General features: G+C 54.4%; 22 protein-coding genes. 7 read left to right on the forward strand and 15 right to left on the reverse strand.

All coding sequences use genetic code 11. The annotated features are described in order from the left end of the window. Positions 1–25: 25 nt before the first annotated feature. Positions 26–850 carry a lysophospholipid acyltransferase family protein gene (locus ABNH10_RS08410; protein WP_349385520.1) on the reverse strand — a complete coding sequence of 275 codons (825 nt, stop codon included), beginning with the start codon at positions 848–850 and terminating at the stop codon, positions 26–28. A 137-nt stretch (positions 851–987) separates the two neighbouring features. Here ABNH10_RS08410 and ABNH10_RS08415 point away from each other — a divergent pair, with 137 nt between their 5' ends. The 3 genes from ABNH10_RS08415 to ABNH10_RS08425 all read left to right on the forward strand — a co-directional run bounded on the left by ABNH10_RS08415 (position 988) and on the right by ABNH10_RS08425 (position 3808). Then, entirely contained in the window at positions 988–1653 is a 666-nt protein-coding gene (locus tag ABNH10_RS08415; protein WP_349385521.1) for a YiaD family glycine zipper/OmpA-like lipoprotein, read from the forward strand. Between the two features lie 191 nt (positions 1654–1844). After that, a complete protein-coding gene (gene ada / locus ABNH10_RS08420) occupies positions 1845–2945 on the forward strand; it encodes a bifunctional DNA-binding transcriptional regulator/O6-methylguanine-DNA methyltransferase Ada (protein WP_349385522.1) in 1101 nt (366 codons plus the stop codon). Beyond that, entirely contained in the window at positions 2933–3808 is an 876-nt protein-coding gene (locus tag ABNH10_RS08425) for a DNA-3-methyladenine glycosylase family protein (RefSeq protein ID WP_349385523.1), read from the forward strand. The genes ada and ABNH10_RS08425 overlap by 13 nt, the downstream gene beginning before the upstream one ends. Before the next feature lie 17 nt (positions 3809–3825). On the opposite strand, the gene ABNH10_RS08430 is transcribed toward ABNH10_RS08425, so the two are convergent. Beyond that, complete coding sequence (locus ABNH10_RS08430) at positions 3826–5070, reverse strand: MFS transporter (RefSeq protein WP_349385524.1); 1245 nt, start codon at positions 5068–5070, stop codon at positions 3826–3828. Here ABNH10_RS08430 and ABNH10_RS08435 point away from each other — a divergent pair. Further along, positions 5064–5897, forward strand: coding sequence for a patatin-like phospholipase family protein (locus ABNH10_RS08435; protein WP_349385525.1), 834 nt, complete (start codon positions 5064–5066; stop codon positions 5895–5897). The two genes, ABNH10_RS08430 and ABNH10_RS08435, sit on opposite strands and share 7 nt — an antisense overlap. Here ABNH10_RS08435 and ABNH10_RS08440 read toward each other — a convergent pair. From ABNH10_RS08440 to ABNH10_RS08450, 3 genes are all read right to left on the reverse strand, one after another. Beyond that, positions 5879–6991 carry a ferritin-like domain-containing protein gene (locus ABNH10_RS08440; RefSeq protein WP_349385526.1) on the reverse strand — a complete coding sequence of 371 codons (1113 nt, stop codon included), beginning with the start codon at positions 6989–6991 and terminating at the stop codon, positions 5879–5881. The genes ABNH10_RS08435 and ABNH10_RS08440 overlap by 19 nt on opposite strands. 129 nt (positions 6992–7120) lie before the next feature. After that, positions 7121–7585 (reverse strand): PaaI family thioesterase, encoded by a 465-nt coding sequence (locus tag ABNH10_RS08445; RefSeq protein WP_035460375.1) that lies wholly within the window; start codon positions 7583–7585, stop codon positions 7121–7123. Beyond that, positions 7582–8052, reverse strand: a complete 471-nt coding sequence (locus tag ABNH10_RS08450) for a PaaI family thioesterase (protein ID WP_231483462.1) — start codon at positions 8050–8052, stop codon at positions 7582–7584. The genes ABNH10_RS08445 and ABNH10_RS08450 overlap by 4 nt, the downstream gene beginning before the upstream one ends. Positions 8053–8187: 135 nt before the next feature. Between ABNH10_RS08450 and ABNH10_RS08455 the strand changes: the two genes are divergently transcribed. After that, positions 8188–9312: an alpha/beta fold hydrolase gene (locus tag ABNH10_RS08455; protein WP_349385527.1), complete on the forward strand. Its 1125-nt coding sequence runs from the start codon at positions 8188–8190 to the stop codon at positions 9310–9312. A gap of 31 nt (positions 9313–9343) precedes the next feature. Here ABNH10_RS08455 and ABNH10_RS08460 read toward each other — a convergent pair whose 3' ends face one another. The 7 genes from ABNH10_RS08460 to ABNH10_RS08490 all read right to left on the reverse strand — a co-directional run bounded on the left by ABNH10_RS08460 (position 9344) and on the right by ABNH10_RS08490 (position 16593). After that, positions 9344–10036 (reverse strand): hypothetical protein, encoded by a 693-nt coding sequence (locus ABNH10_RS08460; protein WP_349385528.1) that lies wholly within the window; start codon positions 10034–10036, stop codon positions 9344–9346. 171 nt (positions 10037–10207) lie between these two features. Next, complete coding sequence (locus ABNH10_RS08465) at positions 10208–10954, reverse strand: hypothetical protein (protein ID WP_349385529.1); 747 nt, start codon at positions 10952–10954, stop codon at positions 10208–10210. 190 nt (positions 10955–11144) lie between these two features. Beyond that, positions 11145–11735, reverse strand: coding sequence for a DUF805 domain-containing protein (locus tag ABNH10_RS08470; RefSeq protein ID WP_349385530.1), 591 nt, complete (start codon positions 11733–11735; stop codon positions 11145–11147). A gap of 77 nt (positions 11736–11812) precedes the next feature. Next, entirely contained in the window at positions 11813–12202 is a 390-nt protein-coding gene (locus tag ABNH10_RS08475; protein WP_349385531.1) for a YkvA family protein, read from the reverse strand. Continuing rightward, positions 12192–12974: a ParA family protein gene (locus tag ABNH10_RS08480; RefSeq protein ID WP_349385532.1), complete on the reverse strand. Its 783-nt coding sequence runs from the start codon at positions 12972–12974 to the stop codon at positions 12192–12194. The genes ABNH10_RS08475 and ABNH10_RS08480 overlap by 11 nt, the downstream gene beginning before the upstream one ends. A gap of 591 nt (positions 12975–13565) precedes the next feature. Further along, the gene (gene gorA, locus ABNH10_RS08485) at positions 13566–14930 is read right to left on the reverse strand and encodes a glutathione-disulfide reductase (protein WP_349385533.1); all 1365 of its coding nucleotides are present in this window, start codon (positions 14928–14930) and stop codon (positions 13566–13568) included. A gap of 88 nt (positions 14931–15018) precedes the next feature. Next, positions 15019–16593, reverse strand: coding sequence for an FMN-binding glutamate synthase family protein (locus ABNH10_RS08490; RefSeq protein ID WP_349385534.1), 1575 nt, complete (start codon positions 16591–16593; stop codon positions 15019–15021). Between the two features lie 274 nt (positions 16594–16867). Between ABNH10_RS08490 and ABNH10_RS08495 the strand changes: the two genes are divergently transcribed. Next, entirely contained in the window at positions 16868–17518 is a 651-nt protein-coding gene (locus ABNH10_RS08495; protein WP_349385535.1) for a lytic transglycosylase domain-containing protein, read from the forward strand. 100 nt (positions 17519–17618) lie between these two features. On the opposite strand, the gene ABNH10_RS08500 is transcribed toward ABNH10_RS08495, so the two are convergent. Together ABNH10_RS08500 and ppsA are read right to left on the reverse strand one after the other, a co-directional pair. Beyond that, complete coding sequence (locus tag ABNH10_RS08500; protein WP_349385536.1) at positions 17619–17915, reverse strand: Rieske (2Fe-2S) protein; 297 nt, start codon at positions 17913–17915, stop codon at positions 17619–17621. A 149-nt stretch (positions 17916–18064) separates the two neighbouring features. Continuing rightward, positions 18065–20437 (reverse strand): phosphoenolpyruvate synthase, encoded by a 2373-nt coding sequence (gene ppsA, locus ABNH10_RS08505; protein ID WP_349385537.1) that lies wholly within the window; start codon positions 20435–20437, stop codon positions 18065–18067. Between the two features lie 524 nt (positions 20438–20961). On the opposite strand from ppsA, the gene ppsR reads away from it, so the two are divergent. Then, positions 20962–21780 (forward strand): posphoenolpyruvate synthetase regulatory kinase/phosphorylase PpsR, encoded by an 819-nt coding sequence (gene ppsR, locus ABNH10_RS08510; RefSeq protein WP_349385538.1) that lies wholly within the window; start codon positions 20962–20964, stop codon positions 21778–21780. Positions 21781–22199: 419 nt separating this feature from the next. Here ppsR and ABNH10_RS08515 read toward each other — a convergent pair whose 3' ends face one another. Beyond that, complete coding sequence (locus tag ABNH10_RS08515; protein WP_349385539.1) at positions 22200–23684, reverse strand: bifunctional 2-methylcitrate dehydratase/aconitate hydratase; 1485 nt, start codon at positions 23682–23684, stop codon at positions 22200–22202. Between the last annotated feature and the right edge of the window lie 271 nt (positions 23685–23955).

Genomic DNA, 23955 nt, shown 5'->3' on the forward strand with positions numbered 1-23955 from the left:
AGAGTAAGGAAGGGGGGTAATGGCTTCAGGGCTTTAGCAACCAACGGCGCCAGCCTTGTTGGCGAGCCTCAGAGCGTTCCTGATTTAGTGAAAGCAGCATGGATTCAATGGATTCAGCCACGATTTCCCGCACTGCCCAGCGGGCGTCAGCGTCACCCTGCTTGCCAGCCCAGGGCGCGGTGGAAATCGGTGCGCCGAGCTGGAACCAGAGCGGCTCCGGCCGCGGTACCAGGGTGGGGCCCACGCCACGGCTTAAGGGCATAAACATATCCCCACCGCGCAGTAACTTGTCCACGCGGGACGATTTCAGCAGGGTGCGACCAAGCCTTGATTGTTGGAAGTCACTGCCATCGATCAAAACACGGTAGGCCTGATCACAACCCGCCGAGGCAAACGGGATAATGTCGTAGCCGTGCTCAATCGCCAAACGCGCAAACCCAGTCCGGTTTTTCCATACCAGCTTGTGTACTTCATCCTTACGCATGGCCACTTCCCGTGACCCACCGGGGAATACCAGCACGGGCTGACCAGACTGCATTAGCGCGGTGCAATTATCCGGGTTCCCTTCCACCGCACCCCAATATTTAACCAGTGCACCCCAGCCCGGCACACGAAAATGCAATCGATCCCCCAGCGCCCGGGGGAACACCCCCGTTGCCCGATATAGTTCCAGCAAAAAAAGCGGCGAATCGATCAGCCCATACAGGCCATGATTACCCACAAACAACGCCGGCCGCTGCAAGCTCACATGTTCAGCCCCAAATAACCGGGGCGCGAAATAGCGTCGTGGCAGGGCAAGTAATCGGTCCATTGTTGCCAGTGACGGCGGAGAAAAATGCTTAATACTCAAGCGATGTCCTGTAACAGTATGATCAAATTTGAAGCACTATGACGCCAGCACTTTACCAGCTTTTATAGTACCGCTATGGTTCATTCAGTCCTAGACCAGTAAAAAACCAATATGATATCGAACCTCAAGGAGCTTTCATGAAACGATTTGCCGGGTCTCTTGCTCTCGCGAGTGCCATTGCCGTTACGGGCTGCAGCACGGTTAACCCTTACACAGGGGAAAAACAAACCTCGAAAGCAACCTCTGGTGCGGCCATTGGTGCGGTAGCGGGCGCCCTGATCGGTATTGCCACTTCCGATAGCGCCAAGCAACGTAAAGAGCGCGCCCTAGCAGGTGCTGGGATCGGCGCGGTCACCGGCGGCGGCGTGGGTTACTACATGGATGTCCAGGAAGCCAAGCTACGCCAGAAGCTCGAAGGGGCCGGGGTATCGGTTACCCGTGATGGCGAGAATATTATTCTGAACATGCCGGGCAACCTGACATTCGCTACCGACAGCACCGACGTGAAGCCCTCTTTCGATCCGGTACTGGAAGCCGTGGCGGAAGTCCTCAAGGAGTACAAATCCACCATGATCCAGGTGGCCGGGCACACCGACAGCACCGGTGGCGACCGCTACAACCTGCTGCTTTCCCAGCAACGGGCTCAAGCGGTCTTCAACAAGCTGTCCGCCTTCGGGGTTGAGCAAGTTCGCCTGGACGCGGTTGGCTTTGGTGAAACCCAGCCGATTGCCAGCAACAGCAGCGCCAATGGTCGCCAGCAAAACCGTCGCGTTGAGCTGACATTGCTACCTTACACCAAGTAATATCAGCAGGCTGATGGCGGTGGGTTCGCACCCACCGCCATTGCACTTACTCACCTCTTTACTCGTCCCTTTCCTCCTCTACCTGCGCATCGTTTTATCAATGTAATCGCAACTTTTTGGATGCTCACTCACCCTGGTTTCCGCGATGCTCCCAGTCAGTCTCATTCCCCTTCATACTGCGGGTAGCACATATGGAAACAGGTCTGAATACAGCCATGAGCACCGAGCAACAACGGCGACAAGCCATCAAAGACCACTCCCCCTTGCCGGGAGATAACTTTGTTTATGGTGTGCTGACGACGGGAATTTTCTGCTTGCCTATCTGTCCATCGCGACGTCCTCGCGATGAAAATGTTCGTCTCTTCGACACCCCCGTACAGGCTATTCAGAATGGCTACCGACCCTGTCGCCGCTGCCATCCACTTGGAGATATCGCCTCGCCATCAACAGCCACAGTGATTGCGCTATGTCGATTGATTGAAGCGGCCGAACGAAAACCCACGCTCACGGAGTTATCGGCGCAATCGGGCTGGAGCGCTCATCATCTGCAACGCCAATTCAAAGCGGTTGCCGGCATTTCACCGCACCAGTACGGTGTCGCCATTCGCCGACGGCGAGCGCAACAGCAGCTCCGCTATCAACAGTCATTGACCCACTCGGCTCACTTGGCCGGATTTGACTCGACTAGCCACCTACATGCCGTCGCTGGCAACACCCTTGGCATGAAACCGGGCCAATATCGACAAGCAGGTAAAGGCTTGGCACTTCGCTTTGCCATCGCCGAAAGCTCACTCGGCTCTGTGCTGGTGGCAGAAAGCGAGCGTGGCATCTGTGCCGTCACCATAGGGGATGATCCCAGCGTGTTACTGCAGGGTTTCGAACAGGAATTCAGTGGCGCCACCCTGCTGCCGGGTAATAGTGAGTTTGATCAGCGCGTTGCCATGGTCATTACCCTGATCGACGACCCGCAGCAGATTACTCAAGCACCTCGTGATCTGCTGCTGCCTTTGGATATTCGAGGGACCGCCTTCCAGCAACAAGTCTGGGCGGCACTACAGACGATTCCCACAGGCCAAACCCTGTCTTATCAGGCACTGGCAGTAAAACTTGGCAAGCCTACAGCCGCCCGAGCTGTTGCCCAGGCCTGCGCCAGTAACCGGCTGGCTGTTTTGGTCCCCTGTCATCGTATTGTGCGCACTGATGGCGGGCTGTCTGGCTACCGCTGGGGTGTTGACCGCAAAGCCGCTTTACTCGACCGCGAACGGGAGCTCAGCCACAAGTGTCAACGGTAAAGCTGCCGCTGCCCGTGCCTTTTAATGTGCGCGCCTTCCTTCAGTTTCATGGCCGTGATACTCAAGCCGTCTCCGAGCGGGTAGGCACCCACACGCTGCACAAAGCCATTATGCTCAATAATCGGCCCTGTGTTCTGGAAATGGACTTCAACCAAACTGGCCACGTCATCACCAGCGCCACAGACATCACCACCACGGCCCTGACCGGCCAAACGCGTGCCATGCTGGGTTTGGATCAACCTGTGAAGACATTCGAAAACGCAATCAGCGGGGAACATCCCTTGGGCGCACTGGTGCAGCGACAAAGGGGGCTACGGGTACCGCAATCGGCAACACCCTATGAAGCGCTCAGTTGGGCCATTATTGGGCAACAGATTAGCGTTAGTGCGGCCACGGCGATTCGCCGACGCTTCATCCAGCGGGCGAACCCCGCGAGCCATGCCGGCCTGAACTGTTACCCGGATGCCGCCACAGTCAGTTTGCTAACCCCTGAGACTCTACGCAGCGTGGGGTTTTCTGCCACAAAAGCCGATACGTTGCTGGCCGTATCAAGGCTGTGTCTCAACCAGCAGCTTTTGCCGGACGCATTAAATGCCAGCGCGGACACACAGCAATTGGAGCGCACCTTGCTGGAGATTCGCGGCTTGGGCCCTTGGAGCGTTAATTACACCTTGCTAAGGGGCTACGGCTACTTGGACGGCAGCCTGCATGGCGACGCGGCGGTACAAAAAGCGTTGCAGCGGCTGCTTGGCCAGCCTGAGCGACCGACCGCCAGTGCCACCCGGGCTTGGTTGGCAGACTTCACGCCGTGGCGGGCACCGGTGGCCGCACACCTGTGGCAGTCCTTATCCTCGCAGGCCTAGGCTTTCGAGATCCCGGGTCAGGCCTTGCGAGCCAGCCGCCATGCCAGAACCGACATGGGGGCCAATAGCGTAATCACTAACAGGTACGGCCAACGCTGGTCCAGCGTGTATAGCCCCGTGCCCACCAGTGGCCCGACAATAAAGCCCAGTGCCGGGCAGGCACTGGCCAGGCCCGCCACCCGCCCCTGCTCTTCCGTCGGCACTCGCAGGCTGGCCAGCGACATGATCGCCGGCATGCCAAAGCCAAGGCCCAAGCCCACCAACATCACCGCGCCACTCATCAAGGCCTCGGCCTCCGCCAACCAAAGAATGATCGCACCGGCGCCGATGCTGGGCACCGCAAGGGCGATCAACAGGGTCGCAGGGGCCTTTAACCACTGCACTACGATGAGTTGCCCGGACAATGACGTCAGTGCCGCCATCATCATGGTCAAACCCAAGGCTCTGGCCGCTTCCGCCGGACTCATCTGAAACTGGTCCTGGAACAGGAAACCCAGGGTTTGCTGAATTAGCGCGAAACTCATGAACAGCATGACCCCCACCAATAGCAGGTCCCGCAAACGCGGATCCGCATAGGCTGCCAGCCCGTGGCGTAACACCGAACGTAACGGCACGGTTCTGGTTGTTGGCCGATGCGGTGATGGCGGCAGCCAAAGTGCCACGCTAATCGCCATAAGCGCCGTTAACGCAGCCACTCCATAGAGTGGAAACACCAGTGCAACCGTGGCCAGTATGCCGCCGGATACCGGGCCGACGACGGTGCCAACATTATTCGCCGCACCGATCCGGCCCATGCCCTGAGTGCGCTGGGCTGGAGTGGTAATGTCAGCGGTATACGCAGCCGCCGCCGCCGGAGTAGCCGCCATTATGGCGGCCTGTAGCATACGGCTGAGCACCAGCGCGGCCACCAGCCCGATACCCACCAGCCCCCCTCGTAACCCGAGATCAAAAACAACAGCAAACGACAAGGTTCCTAGCGAGTAGCCTGACAAACCGATCACCATTACCCGCTTGCGCCCTAGGGATTCACTCAAAGTACCCCAGACCGGGCTGGCTAAGGCGAACACTAACGCGGAGCAACTGATGATTAGCCCTACCTGCATTTCCGTCATACCGGTAGCACGTCCCAGTGAGGGCAGCAATGTAAACACCAGCGTCTGCCCTAGCGCGGTAACCGCTACGGCGGTCAATAACATTGTATGACTGAAGGTGTGCGAGGTAGGCTTGCCAGCGATTTCAGAGGAAGGGCTAAGCTGTGACATTAAAAATTCCGATTCAAGGGGTGGCGGAGCACACGCCACGGCAGGGTGGCCATCATCACGAGTTGCTGGCGGACTGGTTGGCAAAAGCACCGTTCACTTTGGCCATGTCATCCGGTTTTTTCGGCTTCTTTGCCCATTTTGGCACCGTGCGCGCTCTGCTCGACCATGGCCTGCAACCTGCCCGTTTTTGTGGCTCAAGTGCCGGAGCGCTGGTGGGCGGCTGCATGGCGTCCGGTGCCAGCGTCAACGCCATCGAAGATACCCTGCTTGGCTTGGATCGCGCACAATTCTGGGATCCTTCCCCAGGTCTGGGACTGTTATCTGGGCAATCCTTTCGCACAATGCTAGCAGCTCTGCTGCCCATCCAGCGCATGGAACATACCCTAGCCCCACTAGCGGTCTCTGCCTGGCATGGCAGAAGCCGGCGTACGCACGTTTTACGGAGCGGCAATTTGGTCGAGTCTGTATACGCGTCCTGCGCAGTTCCTCTGCTGTTTCAGCCCGCTCGCATTGGCAAGAACTACTACTGGGATGGCGGCATCGCCGATCGGCATGGATTAGCTGCCACCTACCTCGCAGAGCGCGTACTTTATCACCATTTGCAGTCCCGCTCCCCCTGGCGTGCCCGTAACAGCTCAGCATTACACCCCCCAACGCGACCCAATTTGGTGACTATTGCCATTGACGGCCTCGCCCGCAGTGGCCCCAATAAGCTGGAAAAGGGCAGGCAAGCCATGCTGCAAGCCTATAACGCCACCGGCCGGGCATTGGCCCGGCCGGTGGGTAACTCGCTCATTCTTGAGTCAGTTCAAGAGGCTTCATCATAAAGCGGCTTGGACAATTCTGCCCAGTCTATCTGGCCATCATCCACCAGATTTTCAAACTGCAAAATCCCGAGCTCCTCAAAACGGGGACGTACGGATTCAGTCAGTAAGCCAATGCGCTTCAAGTTCGGCATAATCCGGGTGAACAACAGATTGCGGAACTGCGCCATGATAGTAGACGACAACACTTGTTCACGGGCTTCGTCCGCATTCCAACCAAACTCCTCGAATACCTCGGTGCTGATCAGTCGCTCTCGCATCACCACGCAGGCCTCAAAGGCGAACTGCGCACGCTCCTCTTTTTCCTCTTCAGTTAAAGTCTCAACAAAGCTCTCTAAGTAATTGACACCAAAGGTAACGTGCCGTGCCTCGTCGCGAATCACCAGATGGATAATCTGCTTTAACTGTGGGTCCTGTGCGGTCATCTTCAGGGTATTGAACGCAGCCAGTGCCAGCCCTTCGATAATGATCTGCATACCGATAAATTTCAGATCCCAGCGAGGGTCAGAAAGAATCTTGTCGAGTAACGACTTTAGGTTGGGGTTCACCGGATAGAAAATGCCGACCTTTTCCTGCAGGTAACGGGTAAACACTTCCACATGCCGAGCTTCATCAAATGTTTGGCTGGCCGCATACAATTTTGCATCGTAGGAGGGGGCGCAACTGGCTAGCTGGGAAGCCACCAGCAAAGCCCCCTGCTCGCCGTGAACAAATTGCGCCAGTGTCCAGGCCAGATTGTGCCAGCCGAAACGCAGCTTTTCCTCATCGCTAAGCGACTCAAAAACGGACCAACCATTAAAAGGGTTAAACGACTGATCAAGGGGGGCTTCGGATTTGGGAAAAGTCTGGGACCAATCCACATCCATGTCCGCATTCCAATTGAGCTCTTTGCCCAGCCGGTATAATTTGCGAATTCGGCCGTCAGCGGATGAATAGTCCCAGTTGTAGTGTCCCGTAAGGGGGGTTTGGAAGATTTCCACCACATCTTCAATGTGCTGGGGGGTCAGCTTGTCTTCAATGTCTTCGTGACCCGGGCCGTCCCAATTTTGATAGATCCTGACATCACTAGGCGGCGTGCTAACTTTGGTTATTTTCATAAGGCATCCTTGGTAACGCTTAGTCAATTAACGCTAGGCGGATGCCGTGAAAGGAACAATGTCGTGGAATGACAATCAGCGCCATCCATGGCGCGTAAACACAATTGCAGCCCCGAAGCGGGGCTGTGATCAACCGGTTATTTCTGGGCTGGCATCATCAGACAGCAGGAAATGGGCGCGGGCAATGGTGATCGGTTCTTGACGGTTTTTCTGCCACGCACTGATATGCACATTGGCAATGCGCCGGCCCAGTCGCGTCACACTGCATTCCGCGTAGGTATCACGAAACAATCCGGCGCGCAGGTAATCAATGGTGAAGTCGATGGTTTTTGGCACCTTCGGCTCCCCCATTTGTAGCAGGATGAAGATAATGGCGGCCTGCTCCATGAACCCGGCCACGGCCCCACCGTGCAATGCGGGTAACGTCGGGTTGCCAATCAGATTATCGTGCTTGGGCAGCACAAACGTCAGTTCGTCCCCCTGGGCCAGCACCTGAATCCCCAAGAACCGCGCGTACGGTACTCGATCGATCAAGGCCTGATAGTCTGCTTTGCCACTGCGGCACTCATCGATCAATGTTTTCAATGCTTTCATCGGCCCACCATCGTGCCTGCCTTATTAATTTTCAATCGTGTATACGTGGCCAGCCCGGTGGCGATAGGCTCATCGTCCCCGCCTTCTTCCCAGGTCGTTACACTAACAAAGGCCACATGGGTGGTAAGCCGGTAGCAGGTGGCTTCACACACCACCGCCTTGCCTTTTTCCGGGCTGCGCAGGTGATCCACCCGAAAGTCGATTGTCGGAGTAATCTCAAACGTGGGGAAATTACGGCAAGTGATCGCCATGCCGCCAGCCTGATCCATCATTGCAAAAATGGCCCCGCCGTGCATAACCCCAGTATCCGGGTTACCGACCAGGTCATCCCGCCAGGGCATCCTTAGCCGGACACTCTCCGGCGTTGCGCTAATGACTTCGAGTCCCAGAACAGCAGAGTGACGAACAGATTCCAAGAAACGATTACATAAATCCTTGGGTGTATACGGAAGCGTTTTTTCTGTCACGGCGGCCAATGTCTCCAGCAAGTTTCGGGGCCAAGATTAACGACTGTTAGCTAATCTGCAAGTGTTACTTATTTTACCATAGAAACGGCCTTGCCCTCTGTTAGGCTTACCGCCCGTTTTCAGGAGTCGTTTGGGATGGCCAAATCACGGTTAAAAAATAGTCTGCGTGCCGTTGGCCACATCGTGGAGCGCCGGCGCCACCCGCAACGTTTTATCCAAGTGGATAAATGCCCGTGGGATGAAGTTTATCGTGACGGTATTATGGCGGTACGTCATTACACCCTACCGCCTATGGCCGAAATCCCGATTAACGATGGTTTCTTACCCGTTTCCCCTATAAAACATCGCGTCCCTCTCTTGTTGGTTCCGGCGCTGGGCATTCATTGCTGGACCTACGATTTAATGCCAAACCGATCCATGGTCCGCTACCTCATGGCCCGTGGCTATGAGGTGTATCTGGTGGACTGGGGAAGGCCTTCCCATGCCGACCGCAGCCTCAATTTGGACACCTACGTCAATCGCTGGCTGCCCTCTGCCGTTGAAACAGTGCGAAAACATGCGCAAACCGAAACCATCAATATGATGGGCTACTGCATGGGCGGGCTACTGTGTCTAATGTATCTAGGCGGGCACAATGATGCGCCGGTGCGTAGCCTGATTACCATTGCCAGCCCCGTGAATTTTCATAAAAGTGGCTTCTTCGGCAAGGCTTTAGGGGTGGCGGCTATCCCTGCCATGCACCTCCATGACCGGTTTAAGATTCGTCTTGAACCGCTCAGCGATAAGCTATTTCATATCCCTGCCAGCCTGTTGGCACTTGGATTCAAGATGACCAACCCTCCAGGAGTGGTGCAGGCCTACATGGATCTGATCCGCAATATCGGTGACCGGGAATACGTCACCGAATACATGACCATGGGGCAGTGGTTTAACGACATGGTCGACTATCCTGGTGCGGTGGTGCGTGAGGTTATCGAAAAAATGATTCTTGCCAATAGTCTGGCCAAAGGCAAAATCCGCATCGGCGGCCGCAGCGTAGATTTTTCATCCATTCAGCAGGATTTGCTCGCTCTTGCAGGCATTACCGACAATATTGTCAGTCTTCGCGCTGCACGGGATATCATGCAGCTTGTCGGCAGCAAAGATAAGCGCTTCGAGGAAGTGCCCGGCGGGCATGCCGGCGCCTTTTCCGGGTCGAAAGCGCCTTCCCATACCTGGCGCATCAGCGCTGACTGGCTGGCGGCGCGCTCATCAGTATAGCGGCACCGCCAGGGGCAAATTGCAGCTGGCCCTAGAGCTGGGCCAGTTCACTCACGTGTTCAGCCATTTGTGTCGCGTAACGATAAAACAAGTAAGGGATTTTCTGCGTGTTCGGATCATCCATACCCGGGATGGATTTGCGCACAAAAGACCAGCGCTGATCGATAAATGCCAGCACTTCACGGGCCTTTTTATCACCGGCATATTTGCCTTTCAATTCATCCAACATCTCATCAATGGCGCGAGCTTCCGCAGCAAAATCCATGGACTGCAACCCTGTACCAGTTTTTAGGCCTGCTGAGGGAAATGCTGCCAGCGCCGCATATTCACTGGCCAAGCGTTGCATGGCCACGGATAACTCGGTGATATCCAGATAACGATCCTCCCCTGTCGGCTCAGCACTATTCACCAATGCGTCCACCGCCAAAGTGGTCGTATTGATTTCGCTCATGGCGCTGTAATCCGCGTACCCCTGTGTGGCCAACGGATTATCCAGCGCTCGTTTGCTAAGCGCTGCCCAAGATGCCTGCAACTGTGCGGCGATATCTTTTTGCTCGGGAGTCGCTTGCGCAGCAAGCGCGTCCAGATGCTGCTCACCCTCTAGCAACAGCGCTTTCAGTGCTTCGCGATCTTCCGGGTTATCTCCGCGTATGGAAAGCAGATGAAAGCCCATGCGAACCCGCCAGGCATCCGCCTGAACCAGTGCCAGCTCTGTGACAGACATTGCAGCCTGAGCCCCCATTGACATCAGAAGCAATGCCGCGACCAAGCTATGTCGAATTCTTTTCTTCACCCCGTACTCCCCCAACAGATTGTAAAGCGCCCTTACTGAACGCAATCACCATCAAAAACCCCCGCATTAATGCCAGAGCCTAGAACACTGGCTCGTAGCGCCTCATTCAACAGGTCCAAAACTGGGCTTTTCCACATCGGTGGAGGCCAGCTGGATCGCTTGGCTCATGGTCTCGACCATTTGGCTCGTATAGCGGTAAATGAGGTAAGGCACCGCGTCCTCATAAAACTTGACCATGGATTCGCGGATAAACATCCACTTCACACCAGCCTGATCAAGGGCACGGCTAAGGGCTTCATCGCCTGCATGATTTTTTTTTGCTGCTGCCAGCATACTTTCGAAATTAGGCACCGCATCCTTGAATTCGATACGGTTTACATCCGCACCAGAGGCCATGCCGCCTGCCGGATCCGCAGCGACATTCAAGTATTCTGAGGTCATCCGCTGCAGGTAGGCCGAAAGCGCACGAACATCATCGTATTCGCCTTCTGTGGCCCCCGTGAATGCCTCAATGCGCCGGCTCATTTCCGCCGCCGTTTCGTTCACATCTTGGATCGTGTAAGTACGGGTAAAACCTTGCTCCGCCATCGTGTTGCCCTGAGCGGCAGGTTTAAAAACATCCCACTGGCGGGTAAGGTCAGCAACCAGTTTACGCTCTTCGCTACCTTCCGCAGCGCTGCGCAGAGTATCCATTCCCGATTGAGCCTGGCTAATTGCGCCGTCAAGATTGGATATATAGGTTTTACTGCCCACCATCACGGTCAACATGTGGAAATCGGAACGCACTTTCCACAGCGCCAATTCAAAATCCTCGAGCTCCGCATTACTGATCGCCGCAATCCCCTGCATCGGCAGCAATATCATCGCAATGAAAGATCCCAGAAGACGCTTTCTCATAGCTACTCCCTAATAATCGCTATTGTTGTTGTTACTGGCGTTGTTATGACGTTATTGCGTTGGCAAATCAGCTCATCCTTGAAACCGCATCATCAGACAATAGCATAAAAAGTAGCAAAAACAGGAGGAAGGGACTAATACTTCATAAGCCTTTCAGCTGTTCACCCAGCGACTCTGCCCACTGCGGTAGATATGGGCCAAGGTGGGCCTCGAGAAGCTCCGGAATAAACCAGCCCAGACTCGCAACCACCAATACGATCAATAGGGTTAATACATTGCTAAGCCAGCACAAACCACCCACCAGAAGAACCACTGCACTGGGAGGCGGGTTCGGTGTTCCAAAGCGATTGATCAAACTGCTACCATCGCCCAGATACAAATAAAGCTGAAATAGCACATTGACCAACGGTACGGAAATCAGGATGACCCACCAGCCACTCATGGCCATATCGTGCAAACGACGTACCATTAGACCCATCTGGTAAAACACAAGCACTAACGAAACCACCGCGGCGGCGGCCCATCCCACCCACTGTGGTAACCATTCCACCGACATTAGCAAGAACAAGGTAATCAATAACGCCGCAAGAAACGACGCGCCAAATTGGTAGCAGGCAAATCGCAAGCGACCCAATCGTTGCCACAGACTAAGTACAGATAAGGGCTCGTAAACGATGGTGCCCTTGCCCTGATACCCAGGTTTTAGCGGCCCATTGCCGTACAAGACACCCATGTCTTCCCCCCGAAAGCCCCTACTTTAACTTTATTACTATGCAAGACTCCGAGGCTTTTCAATAGCCTGCTAGCAGGCTATTGAATTTTTTGTTCCTCGCGCCACTGCTGATAACGTTCCAGGTCACCACGGGTTAGCTTTAGGGCACGCGATATCACCGCGACATCATCCATCAGCCCCAGCGCAACAACCACATCGGGGATTGCATCCAACGGCATCAAGAAATAGACCAGCGCCGCAGCAATCGTCAGCAAGCTGCCCCAGGGAACATTCTTGTACCGGCCTGTCACCCAGTCACGCAGTAAGGAGGCCAGCAAAATCAGGTCACCGAAAGTCTCTCCCAATCGCTCCTTAAGCCGATCTGAGCGATTAAATACCGCCTGGACCAGCCAGCGGGTCGCCGTGGCAGAACGAAGAATCCGCCCGGCCCTGCGCCGGGCCTCCAGTCGAAAGGGATTAATTGGCACTGATTTCCCGGAATAACGCGCGATACTCTTCGGTAAGCTTATGGCGTGGCTGCATGTTCACTAAGGGCGTGGCTTGCTCGTGGGATTCGCGCATTACCACGCTACTCGATAGCTTGTTAGTGAGGATCGGCAACCCCTCTTCTTCCAGCGAGGCGACCAACTCTTGAGGCAACCGGGCGCGGGGTTGATATTGATTGACCACGATTCCTTCTACTTCAAGCTCGTCATTATGGTCTTCACGCGCTTCCTGAATATTTTCCAGCAAGGTATACAGGGCTTTACGAGAAAAAGCATCGCAATCGAACGGAATCAACACCCTGTCCACAGCAATCAGCGAAGATAGTGTGTAGAAGTTATAGGCTGGCGGCGTATCTACAAAGATTTCGTCATAGTCTTTTGACAAGGTCTTCAGCAAGCCACGCAACTTATAGATTTTGTGCTTGGATTCGAGCATGTGCTCGATCTCTCCCAGTTCACCATCCGACGGCAGCACAAACAAATTCTCAAACGGGGTAGCGTGTACGTAATCGCGAGGATCTTTTTCTTTTAGACGAAACGACAGGGTTTGAGCAAAGAAGGTGCCGATATTGGGTTTCGGACCATGGCCATCGCTGTACGCTTTCATGCCCAATAAATATTGACTGGCGTTACACTGTGGATCCAGATCGACAACTAGGGTGCGCTTGCCTTCCGACGCGCTGATGGCGGCAAGGTTGACGGTAATGCTGGATTTCCCCACGCCCCCTTTCTGATTGAACACCACTCTACGCATTCCTTGTTCTCCTTAAACAGCAGGTATCGGCGTTGTCGAATCATACACAGCCTGCAAAGCCACTCACAGTACCAAAGTGACTGCTTTACACGGCGGCGAAGACTGTCCACAGAAACTGTGGATAACTTGGTTAATAACCATTGGGCGGAACTCGCAAACCGTTATCACCCACGCGCAAGTGACAGTTCGATTAAAAAACACTCAAATTAACCGTGGCTACGCCACCTCACGACGAAATCTATTTGCTTTGCCTCGCCGGGTGTCATGAAGATCGTTAACAGTAAACACGATATTTCACCTTGATGCTCTCGGTGCTTTAGAGGCTCGCTCTCATTTTGGATATATTTCAGGTGCCCTCTGTGTCTCAGCGATTATGTATCCCGCCACAGGCAAGCCCCTTAAAGTCCTCCTTGCTGCCACGACGCGTTGAGCAGCTATATGAATATCATCCCCCCCTTCACGCACCCTATGGGTGAATATTGGTCAAACCCGGATCAGTTCGGCCAGAACGATTCAGCCCGAACGGCGCGAGCACAAGGCCCCCTGGCCGGCCCCCAACGGGCAGCGTGGAGGCGCTACCCGCTTTCATGATCAGGCCGTAATACGTACGCCCTGGCGCAGAGTCACCAGCTCCTCCGCTGCAGTAGGGTGGATCCCCACCGTGGCATCGAAATCGGCCTTAGTGGCCCCCATCTTGATTGCTACAGCAAAACCTTGGGTAATTTCCGCAGAATCTTCGCCGGCCATATGCAGGCCAAGTACCTTGTCGGTAGCATCGTCCACAATCAACTTGATCAGTGAGCGTGCTTGTTTGTCACCCAGCGTGTACCGCATGGGCCGGAACGCACTCTTGTAGACTCGCACCGCAGGCACCTGGGCCAACGCTTGCTCCTGCGTCATTCCCACCGTGCCGATATTCGGGTGACTGAACACTGCGGTGGCAATATTATGGTAATCCATGGCCGATTCCGGCTTTTGTTGGCCATAAAGCTGAGCTGCCAGCCACATGCCTTCCGCCAATGCCACCGGCGTCAATTGCACTCGATCAATGACATCACCAAGCGCATACAGGCCTGGCACACTGGTAGCAAAACCCTCATCTACCTTGATGGCCCCGCCGTCAGTCATTGCCGGAGCGGCCCCGTTGGCAAACAGATCATCCAGCTTGGGTATACGACCGGTGGCATAGAACACTTCATCAAACACCGCACGCTCACCATTTTTATAGGTAACCCGCTTTTCTCCCTCGCTGCTCTCAATGTTGGCAATGTCTGCATTGAATTTCAGTGTGACGCCCTGCTCTTCCATCTGCTCGGCAATAAAGCCGCGAATATCGTCATCAAAACCGCGCAGGAATAGATCGCCACGGTAGACTTGGGTGACCTTACAGCCTAAGCCATGCAAGATGCCGGCAAATTCAGTGGCAATATAGCCCCCGCCCACAACGGCAACGTGCCTGGGAAGTGTGTCGAGATAGAACAGATCATCGGAAATGCGCACATGCTCACGGCCGGGCAAATCTGGCACGAAGGGCTTGCCTCCCACGGCCACAAGGATATGGCGGGCCGATAACACAGTCTCTCCTACTGAGACCTTGCCCTCACCCAGCACTTGCCCGTGGCCTTCAAAGATCGTTACCCCAGCCTGTTTCAGAATACGCTGGTAGATACCATTCAATCGGCCGATTTCCCGGCTTTTGTTGTCGCGTAACGTGGCCCAGTCAAAGTCCCACCCTTTTACGCTGTAGCCATAATCTTCCGCCAAGGCAAACTCTTGCGGAAAGTGGCTACCGTAGGAGAACAATTTTTTAGGGACGCACCCCACATTTACACAGGTGCCACCAAAGAAACGTTCCTCAATAATAGCCACATTAGCGCCATGGGATGCTGCCATCCGCGCTGCACGCACGCCGCCTGAACCGGCACCAATTACAACAAGATCAAATTCCGTGGTCACTGAAAACTCCTTCGTGTTTTATACATTGTGACGGCTGTAGCAATCACCACCAACACAATCGCGTGATCTCTCTTATAGGCGCTGGCAATTACGGGCCGGTGCCGATGCCCTGCCAACGCATAAAAGGCTGCCTTTCACTGGGCCGCCCTTCACGCAGATAAAGGCCAGGCTCCACCGGCGGCCACAAACGATCCAGCGGGATGGATTCGCCATTACTGCTGAGCATGCGCGCATGATAGCGGCGTAACTGGCGTGGCTCGGTTACGCCACAGGAGTGAGCAATGGTTTCCACTTCCTTAACCAGATTGTTATGGAAATGCGCCACGCGTTGGGATTTCTCTGCTGGCACCAAGCCTCTTTGTAACCGTGGGTTATGGGTTGTGACACCGGTGGGGCAAGTATTGCGGTTGCACTGGAGCGCTTGAACACAGCCCAGCGCGAACATGTAACCCCGAGCAGAGACACAGAAGTCCGCCCCTACCGCTATCGCCCAGGCCACCATGCTGGGAGTGATCAGTTTTCCTGAAGCAATAATACGAATACGATCCGTTAGCCCATAACCGTCGCGTAAATCTACCAGCAACGGCAAGGATTCAGCTAAATACAATCCTACGTCATCCATCAGTGACATAGGTGCCGCCCCAGTGCCGCCATCGCCGCTATCTATGGTGATAAAATCAGGGGCAGATTCCATTCCCCGCTCATGGATAGCCACAAACAGGTCTTCCACCCATGACCAGGCACCAAGCACACACTTTATGCCCGTAGGCTTGCCGCTGACTTTGCGCACATGAGCAATCAAATCCAGCAAATCATCCGCGCTGTTCACCCCCGGCTGCCCGTTGGGGCTAATGGAAGCCTGCCCGGCAGGAATGCCACGGACGGCCGCAATTTCCTGAGTCACTTTATCAGCGGGTAAAATACCCCCTTTGCCGGGCTTGGCACCTTGGCTGAGCTTGATCTCAATCATTTTCACCTGTTGGTGGGCGGCTATGGCAGCCAGCCGCTCGTCATCCAGTTTGCCCTCGGCGTCTCGCACCCCATAGCGGGCGGTGCCGACCTGAAAAACCACATCACAGCCGCCTTCCAGGTGATAGGGTGATAACCCTCCCTCCCCGGTATTCATCCAGCAATTCGCAATAGCCGCCCCATGAGACAATGCCTGTACCGCCGGGCGCGACAAGGCACCAAAGCTCATGCCGGACACATTAAAGAAACTGAGCGCCGCATAGGGTTCGTCGCAATGGGGCCCAATCATCAGCGGCAAGGTTTTAGCGGCGTTTTTTTCCAGCGTCGGATATGGACAATTCATAAAAATGACTCGCCCAGCACCAATTTGTTTGGTGGAGCCAAACGCCATGGTATTACTCAGGTCTTTTGAAGCCCGGTATACCCAGGAACGTTGCGCCCGATTGAAAGGCAGCTCCTCGCGATCCATAGCGAAAAAGTACTGACGGAAAAACTCGCCAAGGCTCTCAAAAAAATAGCGAAAACGCCCTATTAGCGGGTAATTTCGACGAATGGCGTGACGTTTTTGAAAGAAGCGGTCCTGCAGCCAAAGCCCTGCTGCAACCAATATAACCAGCAAGGTTAATAACAAAAAAATCAGCTCCAGCCAGGCGATGGCGCTGTTCATCCACGGCTCCAGATACTCGGGAAACATTTGCTCTCCTTGTTAGCGGACGGCGCCGGCCAGAAATGTGCGCTAAGGCACTTAGGGCACCACAAGCCAATAGTATGATACCCGTCCAGCAGTTTTGTTACGTTTAGCGGCCAGTGAGGTCAATTCGTCTGATGCTGGCCAGAAAGAAAAGAGAAGGGCGTTATCATGGGGGTAACGTTAAGACTGATCGATGGTAAAACAAAAAAATAAAGGTATTCGTGGGGCCCTCAAGCATTCTGGTGCACCCGAAATCCGAAAGGGGGTGCAGGCTTCAATGCGGGTTTTATCAATTAGATCTTGGCTGGCCGGGGCCCTATTGGCAAGCGGCATCATCGCCAACAACGGTGCGATCGCCGACAGTATTTATAAATACCGCGCGAAGGATGGCACGATTTTGTTCACTGACCAAGCTCAGGAACAGGTCGGCCCGCAATATACCTTCCTGTCGGTGCGTAAAGGCTGGACCGATATCCCGCGTGCGCTTTCCAATGCCCAGCGGGATCAGTACGACACCCTGATCACTACAGCGGCCACCCGCTTCGGTGTGGACCCCGCTCTGGTGAAAGCGGTTATTCATGCCGAATCGCTATTCAACCGCAATGCCATTTCCCGGGTTGGCGCTCAAGGTCTGATGCAGCTGATGCCGGAAACAGCCGCCTACCTGAAAGTCAGCAACCCCTTTGACCCCCGTGCAAATATCGCCGGGGGCACCCAGTTTATTGCTTATCTGAAAGGTAAGTTTACCGAGCTTGACCACATCTTGGCCGCCTACAACGCCGGTGAAGGCAATGTACGCCGCTATGGCGGCATCCCGCCTTTCAAGGAAACCCAGGCCTACGTGAAGAAAGTGAAGCAACTGCGCCTACGCTATGCCCACCAATTCGTGGCTGAATTGGATGAAGAAAAGGTGTTTGCGTCTCGGTAGGCGCCCTGATCGTCGCAATGTCTGGGCGCGACTTTTGCAATCGCAACGATTTTGTTGGATTACCCTGAAAAGCGTAATCATACCGCCAGGGGAACGCCACTCAGGCCTCTACCCCCAGCCACTGCCCCTCGTAATCAATTCGAAATGATTCCAGTTGATAGTTCGCCGTCTGACACCTGCCACTGCGCAGAGAAAACGTCAGCCCGTGCCCCGGGCAACGCAATTGTTCATTGATTACCGTACACCGATCCAGGGGGAAATCCGCGTGGGGGCAACGGCGTTGCATTAGCCAGGTCCGCCCGTCTTCATGAATCAATAGCAGCTCTTTACGGCCCACCTTCACTGGCATGCGCAAACCATCATAGAGATCTATTATTCTGATCAATCGATGAAACATCTGCCCCTCTCAACACACTGAATCAAACCCTTGTGGTGTGAGCATGTCTGCATGCAACAACACGCCGCTTTCAGCAACCCACAACGTAAAAAGCCCGCTTTCGCGGGCTTTTTACTGTGCTGCGTCATCGTCGGCCGGTCAAGCAGGCATTAGTTGCCGTGCTTCTCAGCCAGATAGAACCATGTATCCAGTACTGAATCCGGGTTAAGGGAGACAGACGAGATGCCCTGCTCCATCAACCATTTGGCCAGATCCGGATGATCTGAAGGGCCCTGGCCACAAATACCAATGTACTTGCCCTGCTCGTTACAGGCATCGATGGCCATCTTCAGCAGCTTCTTCACCGCTGGATCGCGCTCATCAAACAGATGGCTAACAATACCGGAGTCACGATCCAGGCCCAAAGTCAGCTGAGTGAGATCGTTGGAACCGATGGAAAAGCCGTCAAAATGCTGAAGAAAATCATCAGCCAACAAGGCGTTGGTCGGCAGCTCGCACATCATAATGACGCGCAGGCCGTTTTCACCGCGCTTCAGTCCATTTTGACCAAGCAAGTCGATAACCTGCTCTGCTTCGCCCACTGTACGCACGAATGGCACCATGAGTTCCACATTGGTAAAGCCCATTTCATCACGGACTTTCTTCATGGCTCGACATTCAAGCTCGAAACAATCGCGGAAGTTTTCGCTGATGTAACGGCTAGCGCCGCGGAAGCCTAGCATCGGATTCTCTTCTTCAGGCTCGTACAGCTTCCCACCAATCAGGTTCGCGTATTCGTTGGACTTGAAGTCCGACAGACGCACGATCACTTTCTCCGGATGGAATGCTGCCGCTAGCGTTGAAACGCCCTCGACCAATTTTTCCACATAGAAATCTACCGGATCACCGTAACCCGCAGTGCGCTTGTCGACATTTTGCTTAACATCCTTGGGCATGGAATCGTAATTCAGCAACGCTTTCGGGTGCACACCGATCATGCGGTTGATGATGAATTCAAGACGAGCAAGGCCCACACCCTGGTTCGGCAAACCGGCGAAATCAAAAGCACGATCCGGATTGCCCACGTTCATCATGATCTTGAAAGGCAGTGAGGGCATAGATTCGATGGAGTTTCGCTGAATATCAAACGCCAGCTGGCCTTCATAAATCTTGCCGGTATCCCCTTCTGCACAGGAGGCCGTTACTTCCTGGCCATCTTTTAGAAGTTCGGTGGCATCGCCACAGCCCACGATGGCCGGCACGCCCAGTTCACGAGCGATGATCGCCGCGTGGCAAGTGCGCCCACCACGGTTGGTAATAATGGCCGCAGCGCGCTTCATCACCGGTTCCCAATCCGGGTCGGTCATATCGGTTACCAGTACATCGCCAGGCTGGACCTTATCCATTTCCTTGATGCTGGTAACAATGCGCACTTTACCCGCGCCGATGCGCTGGCCAATGGAGCGCCCTTCAACCAGCACCTTGCCGGTCTGCTTAAGCAGGTAGCGTTCCATAACGTTCACATCGGAACGGCTTTTCACGGTTTCCGGACGCGCCTGAACGATATACAGCTTGCCATCGTCGCCATCCAGCGCCCATTCGATATCCATGGGCATGCCGTAGTGTTTTTCGATTTCGATCGCCTGGCGGGACAAATCCTCGATTTGTTCGTCAGTCAGGCAGTAGCGAATGCGATCGTCTTTGTCCACATCCACGATTTTAACGGACTTGCCCGCGCTGCCTTCCGCACCGTAAATCATTTTCTGCATCTTGCTGCCCAAATTGCGGCGTAGCACAGCAGGTTTTTTGTTCAGCAAGGTTTTCTTGTGAACGTAGAATTCGTCCGGGTTAACCGCGCCCTGCACGACCATTTCACCCAGGCCGTAGGACGCGGTAATGAACACCACATCCTTGAAGCCGGATTCGGTATCCATGGAGAACATCACCCCAGCGGCGCCCGTTTCGGAACGCACCATTCGCTGCACCCCGGCAGACAGGGCAACCAGCTTATGATCAAAACCCTGGTGAACGCGGTAGCTGATGGCGCGGTCGTTAAACAATGAGGCGAAAACCTCTTTAACCGCAATCATGACACTGTCTACGCCACGAATATTCAGGAAGGTTTCCTGCTGGCCGGCAAAAGATGCATCGGGCAGATCTTCCGCCGTCGCTGAAGAGCGCACGGCCACTGGCAGGTCTGCATTGCCTTCGCCAATTTGGGCGTACGCATCACGAATCGCCTTGTCCAGCGCAGGCTGGAACGGAGCATCGACCACCCACTGACGGATCTCTTCGCCGGTCTTCGCCAGCGCGACCACGTCTTCAACGTCCAGCGCGGACAACGCTTCGTTGATTTTCTGGGTCAGGTTGTTGTGCTCAAGAAACTCACGGAAGGCTTCAGCGGTAGTAGCAAAGCCACCAGGAACGGAGACACCCGCTGCCGACAGATTGCTGATCATTTCACCCAGGGATGCGTTCTTGCCACCTACGTGCTCAACGTCATCTTTTCCCAAGTCCTGAAACCAGACTACATATTCCGCCAAGGTCGTCTCCTTTTACGTATTACCGGTTGGTTTGTTGGCCAAAGCAGGTCGGCACACCTTGTGTCGGTAGCCCCTGAATGCAGGCGCAGCACAAGATGCCGGATCAAATCGAGCCGACATTCTACTCAAAACCACAGCCGTTTGCCTGCCCCTCTTTCAGATTTACACGGTATTTAGGTAGGAGTTTAGTCAATATTCCGCTCAGACCATTGCCGTACACCGTTACAGGAGGCTATCTCGTTGAAATTAAAGAAAGATTCTTGTCAGAGCAGAATTGCCAAGCACAGCGCATTACTCGCGCCCTATTCGGACAACGCATGGCGTCCTAGATGCTTGGCGACTCAGCCAATGCCATCAGATAGCACTGGCCGCACGCCAAGTCAGCGTCTAGACTGGACCCATTCAAAACAAAGACTTATCCCCCGCAGGAACGGTGCTCAAGTCGCGGACCACCACGTTTTCGCGACCACACCCTAACCGGGTGCAGGCGCTCCGCTCTTACGGTAAAGGAAATGGCAGACACAATGAAACGAACCGCTTTTTACCTTTCCGATGGCACAGGCATCACCGCAGAAACTTTGGGCCACAGTATGCTTAGCCAATTCGGCGGCATCGAATTTATCCAGATTACCTTACCCTTCGTCCAATCTGATGAGCAAACCCGCGAAGCGGTAGCCCGTATCAACAAAGCCGCACAAGAAGATGGCGCCAAACCCGTGGTGTTCTCCACATTGGTCAACACTGATCACCGCTCCATTCTGCACGGTTGTGACGCCCTGATTCTCGATTTGTTTGGCGCCTTCCTGCGGCCCCTGGAAGACGAACTTGGCGTGCGTTCCAGCCACAAAATCAACCAAAGCCACGCCATTCGCGATGCCGAGTCTTACCGTATCCGTATTAACGCGGTGCATTTTGCCTTGGATAACGATGACGGCGCACGCACCCGGCATTACGACCAGGCCGACGTCATCCTCATCGGCGTTTCGCGCTCCGGTAAAACCCCAACATGCCTTTATTTAGCGTTGCAATTCGGCCTGTTCACCGCCAACTACCCGCTCACCGAAGACGATTTCGACGACCTGCGCCTACCCAAGGCCCTGATAGAGCACAAGCACAAACTGTTCGGCCTCACCATCGAGGCCGACCGGCTAAGTGCTATCCGCAGCGAACGCAAAGCCGGCAGCAAATACGCTTCCCCGCGGCAGTGCGATATGGAACTGCGAGCATTGGAAGCGATGTACAACAAACACAACATTCCGTATCTGGATGCGACAGAGTTGTCGATTGAGGAAATTAGTACGCGCGTTTTGGCAATGAAGGGCCTAAAACGACGGCTGCAATAGTGAGTCCCGCCGCAGACGGTGTGCTTGCAAGCGATGCATTACAATGAGAGCTCTCATACATTGCGGACCCATTCGCCGGCAGCTGAATGCCCTGGGCAGATACCTGATTCTCGTTACCCATAGAAAATGGGCCATCCTGGGATAGATGGCCAAACCCTGATTCCTCCTAGCCAAAAAGGTTTTCGGGTTTTCAGCCTCTACAATGCAGCCTCATGCACTGAGGGAGCACTCTCTGAATACCCATATGGCCCTCTCCTTTTGTTCCATATGAGCAGGGGCCCGACCTTTTCTTGAGGGGTTTCCACGCTGCGAAGGATTCCCCAGCCTCCTGGTGAATGTCACTTACAGAGCAGATCCTGTAGCCGTTGTGTATAGAGAATAAGAAAGATCGCGCCGCGAGCAACGTTACTGCTGCGAAATTATAAAACCAAGGCGTTAATGAATTCATGCACGGGCATTGACGTTAATGTTTCACGGTTCTTACAGGTATCGAGAATGCGTTCCGCCCGTGTTGGCGGGAAGCAGGTCAATACATTCTGGTGGAACTTGTCGATTAAGGCAGGGATGCCTTCCTCCCTGCGGCGGCGATGACCGATTGGGTATTCCACGGTTACGATTTCGGTTTGAGCGCCGTCATTGAAGAAGACCTGAACAGCATTGGCGATAGAGCGTTTTGCCGGATCCAAGTAATCGCTGGTGTAGGCGGGACTTTCTATGATCTGCATTTTTTCCCGAAGCGTATCAATCATCGGGTTATCAACATGAAAGGTATCTTCGTAATGTTCTGCACGGAGATTGCCCATGATCAACGGCACGGCAATCATGTATTGCAGACAGTGGTCTCGATCTGCGGGGTTGGCTAAAGGTCCTTCTTTGGAAATAATACGAATGGCAGACTCATGGGTAGTCACTTCAATTCGCTCAATGTCATCCAGTCGATCTTTTACTTCAGGATAGAGTAAGACCGCAGCCTCGCAGGCCGTTTGCGCGTGGAATTCTGCTGGAAAGCGAATTTTGAAGAGAATGTTTTCCATCACATACGAACCGTAATCGCGCTGGAAGCTGAATTGACGCTTCTCGGGCGGCTTTATTACTTGATCCTTGTTCGTTTTGCTAAACAAAACATCATAGAACCCCCACTGGGGCGCTGTGAGTGCGCCGGGGATGCCCATTTCATCACGTAAGGCGATATCCGCAAGGCGTACAGCCCGGCTGGTGGCGTCCCCCGCTGCCCAGGATTTCCGCGAACCTGCATTGGGGGCATGGCGATATGTGCGCAGCGCCTGGCCATCTACCCAAGCGTGGGAGACAGCGGAGAGCATTTGCTCTCGATTAGCGCCCATGAGGTGAGCGACCACTGCTGTGGAAGCAACCTTGACCAGCAATACATGATCCAACCCGACACGATTGAAGGAGTTGTCCAGTGCCAATACGCCCTGAATTTCGTGGGCCTTGATCATCGATTCAAGCACCACGTCCATGGTCAAGGGCGGCATACCCTCTGCGACCCGCTTTTGCGAAAGATGGTCTGCCACTGCCAGAATGCCACCGAGATTATCCGAAGGGTGCCCCCACTCTGCGGCCAACCAAGTGTCGTTGTAATCCAGCCACCGCACCATGCAGCCGATGTCCCATGCGGCCTTTACCGGATCAAGCCGATATGGAGTGCCGGGCACCCGCGCGCCGTGCGGCACCACCGTACCCTCGACTATCGGTCCTAGGTGTTTGCTGCATTCGGGAAAACGCAATGCCAGAAACCCGCAACCGAGGGTGTCTAATAAACAATAATGGGCTGTTTGCCAAGCCTCTTCCGCGACCACCTGATAATCACGAACGTAGTCCACAATCGCCTGGATTTCCGGGTCGTAATCAGGACGCAGATTCTGATCGGTGTTGCTGGGCATGATAGAAGCCCCCTTGCTTGTTAGTGGAGAGTAGCAGGATGGGGGCTAAATCCTGTTAAGGTCAAGTTTCAATAATGGCCAAGATAACAGCCGTGGAGGCTGTAAAACCGTCGCGTTGATACCCCGCGATAACAAATAGAATATTCAAGTCAAGGCCATATCATCGTGTGGCCAGTCACCTCATATCCACTCAAAAGCGCGTTCCGATATCAACACAAAATTGTACGGCACGGCTGATATTCAGATATCCGAAGACTCTGAATATCAGCGT

This window comes from Alcanivorax sp. (assembly GCF_040119285.1).
Taxonomy (GTDB): domain Bacteria; phylum Pseudomonadota; class Gammaproteobacteria; order Pseudomonadales; family Alcanivoracaceae; genus Alcanivorax.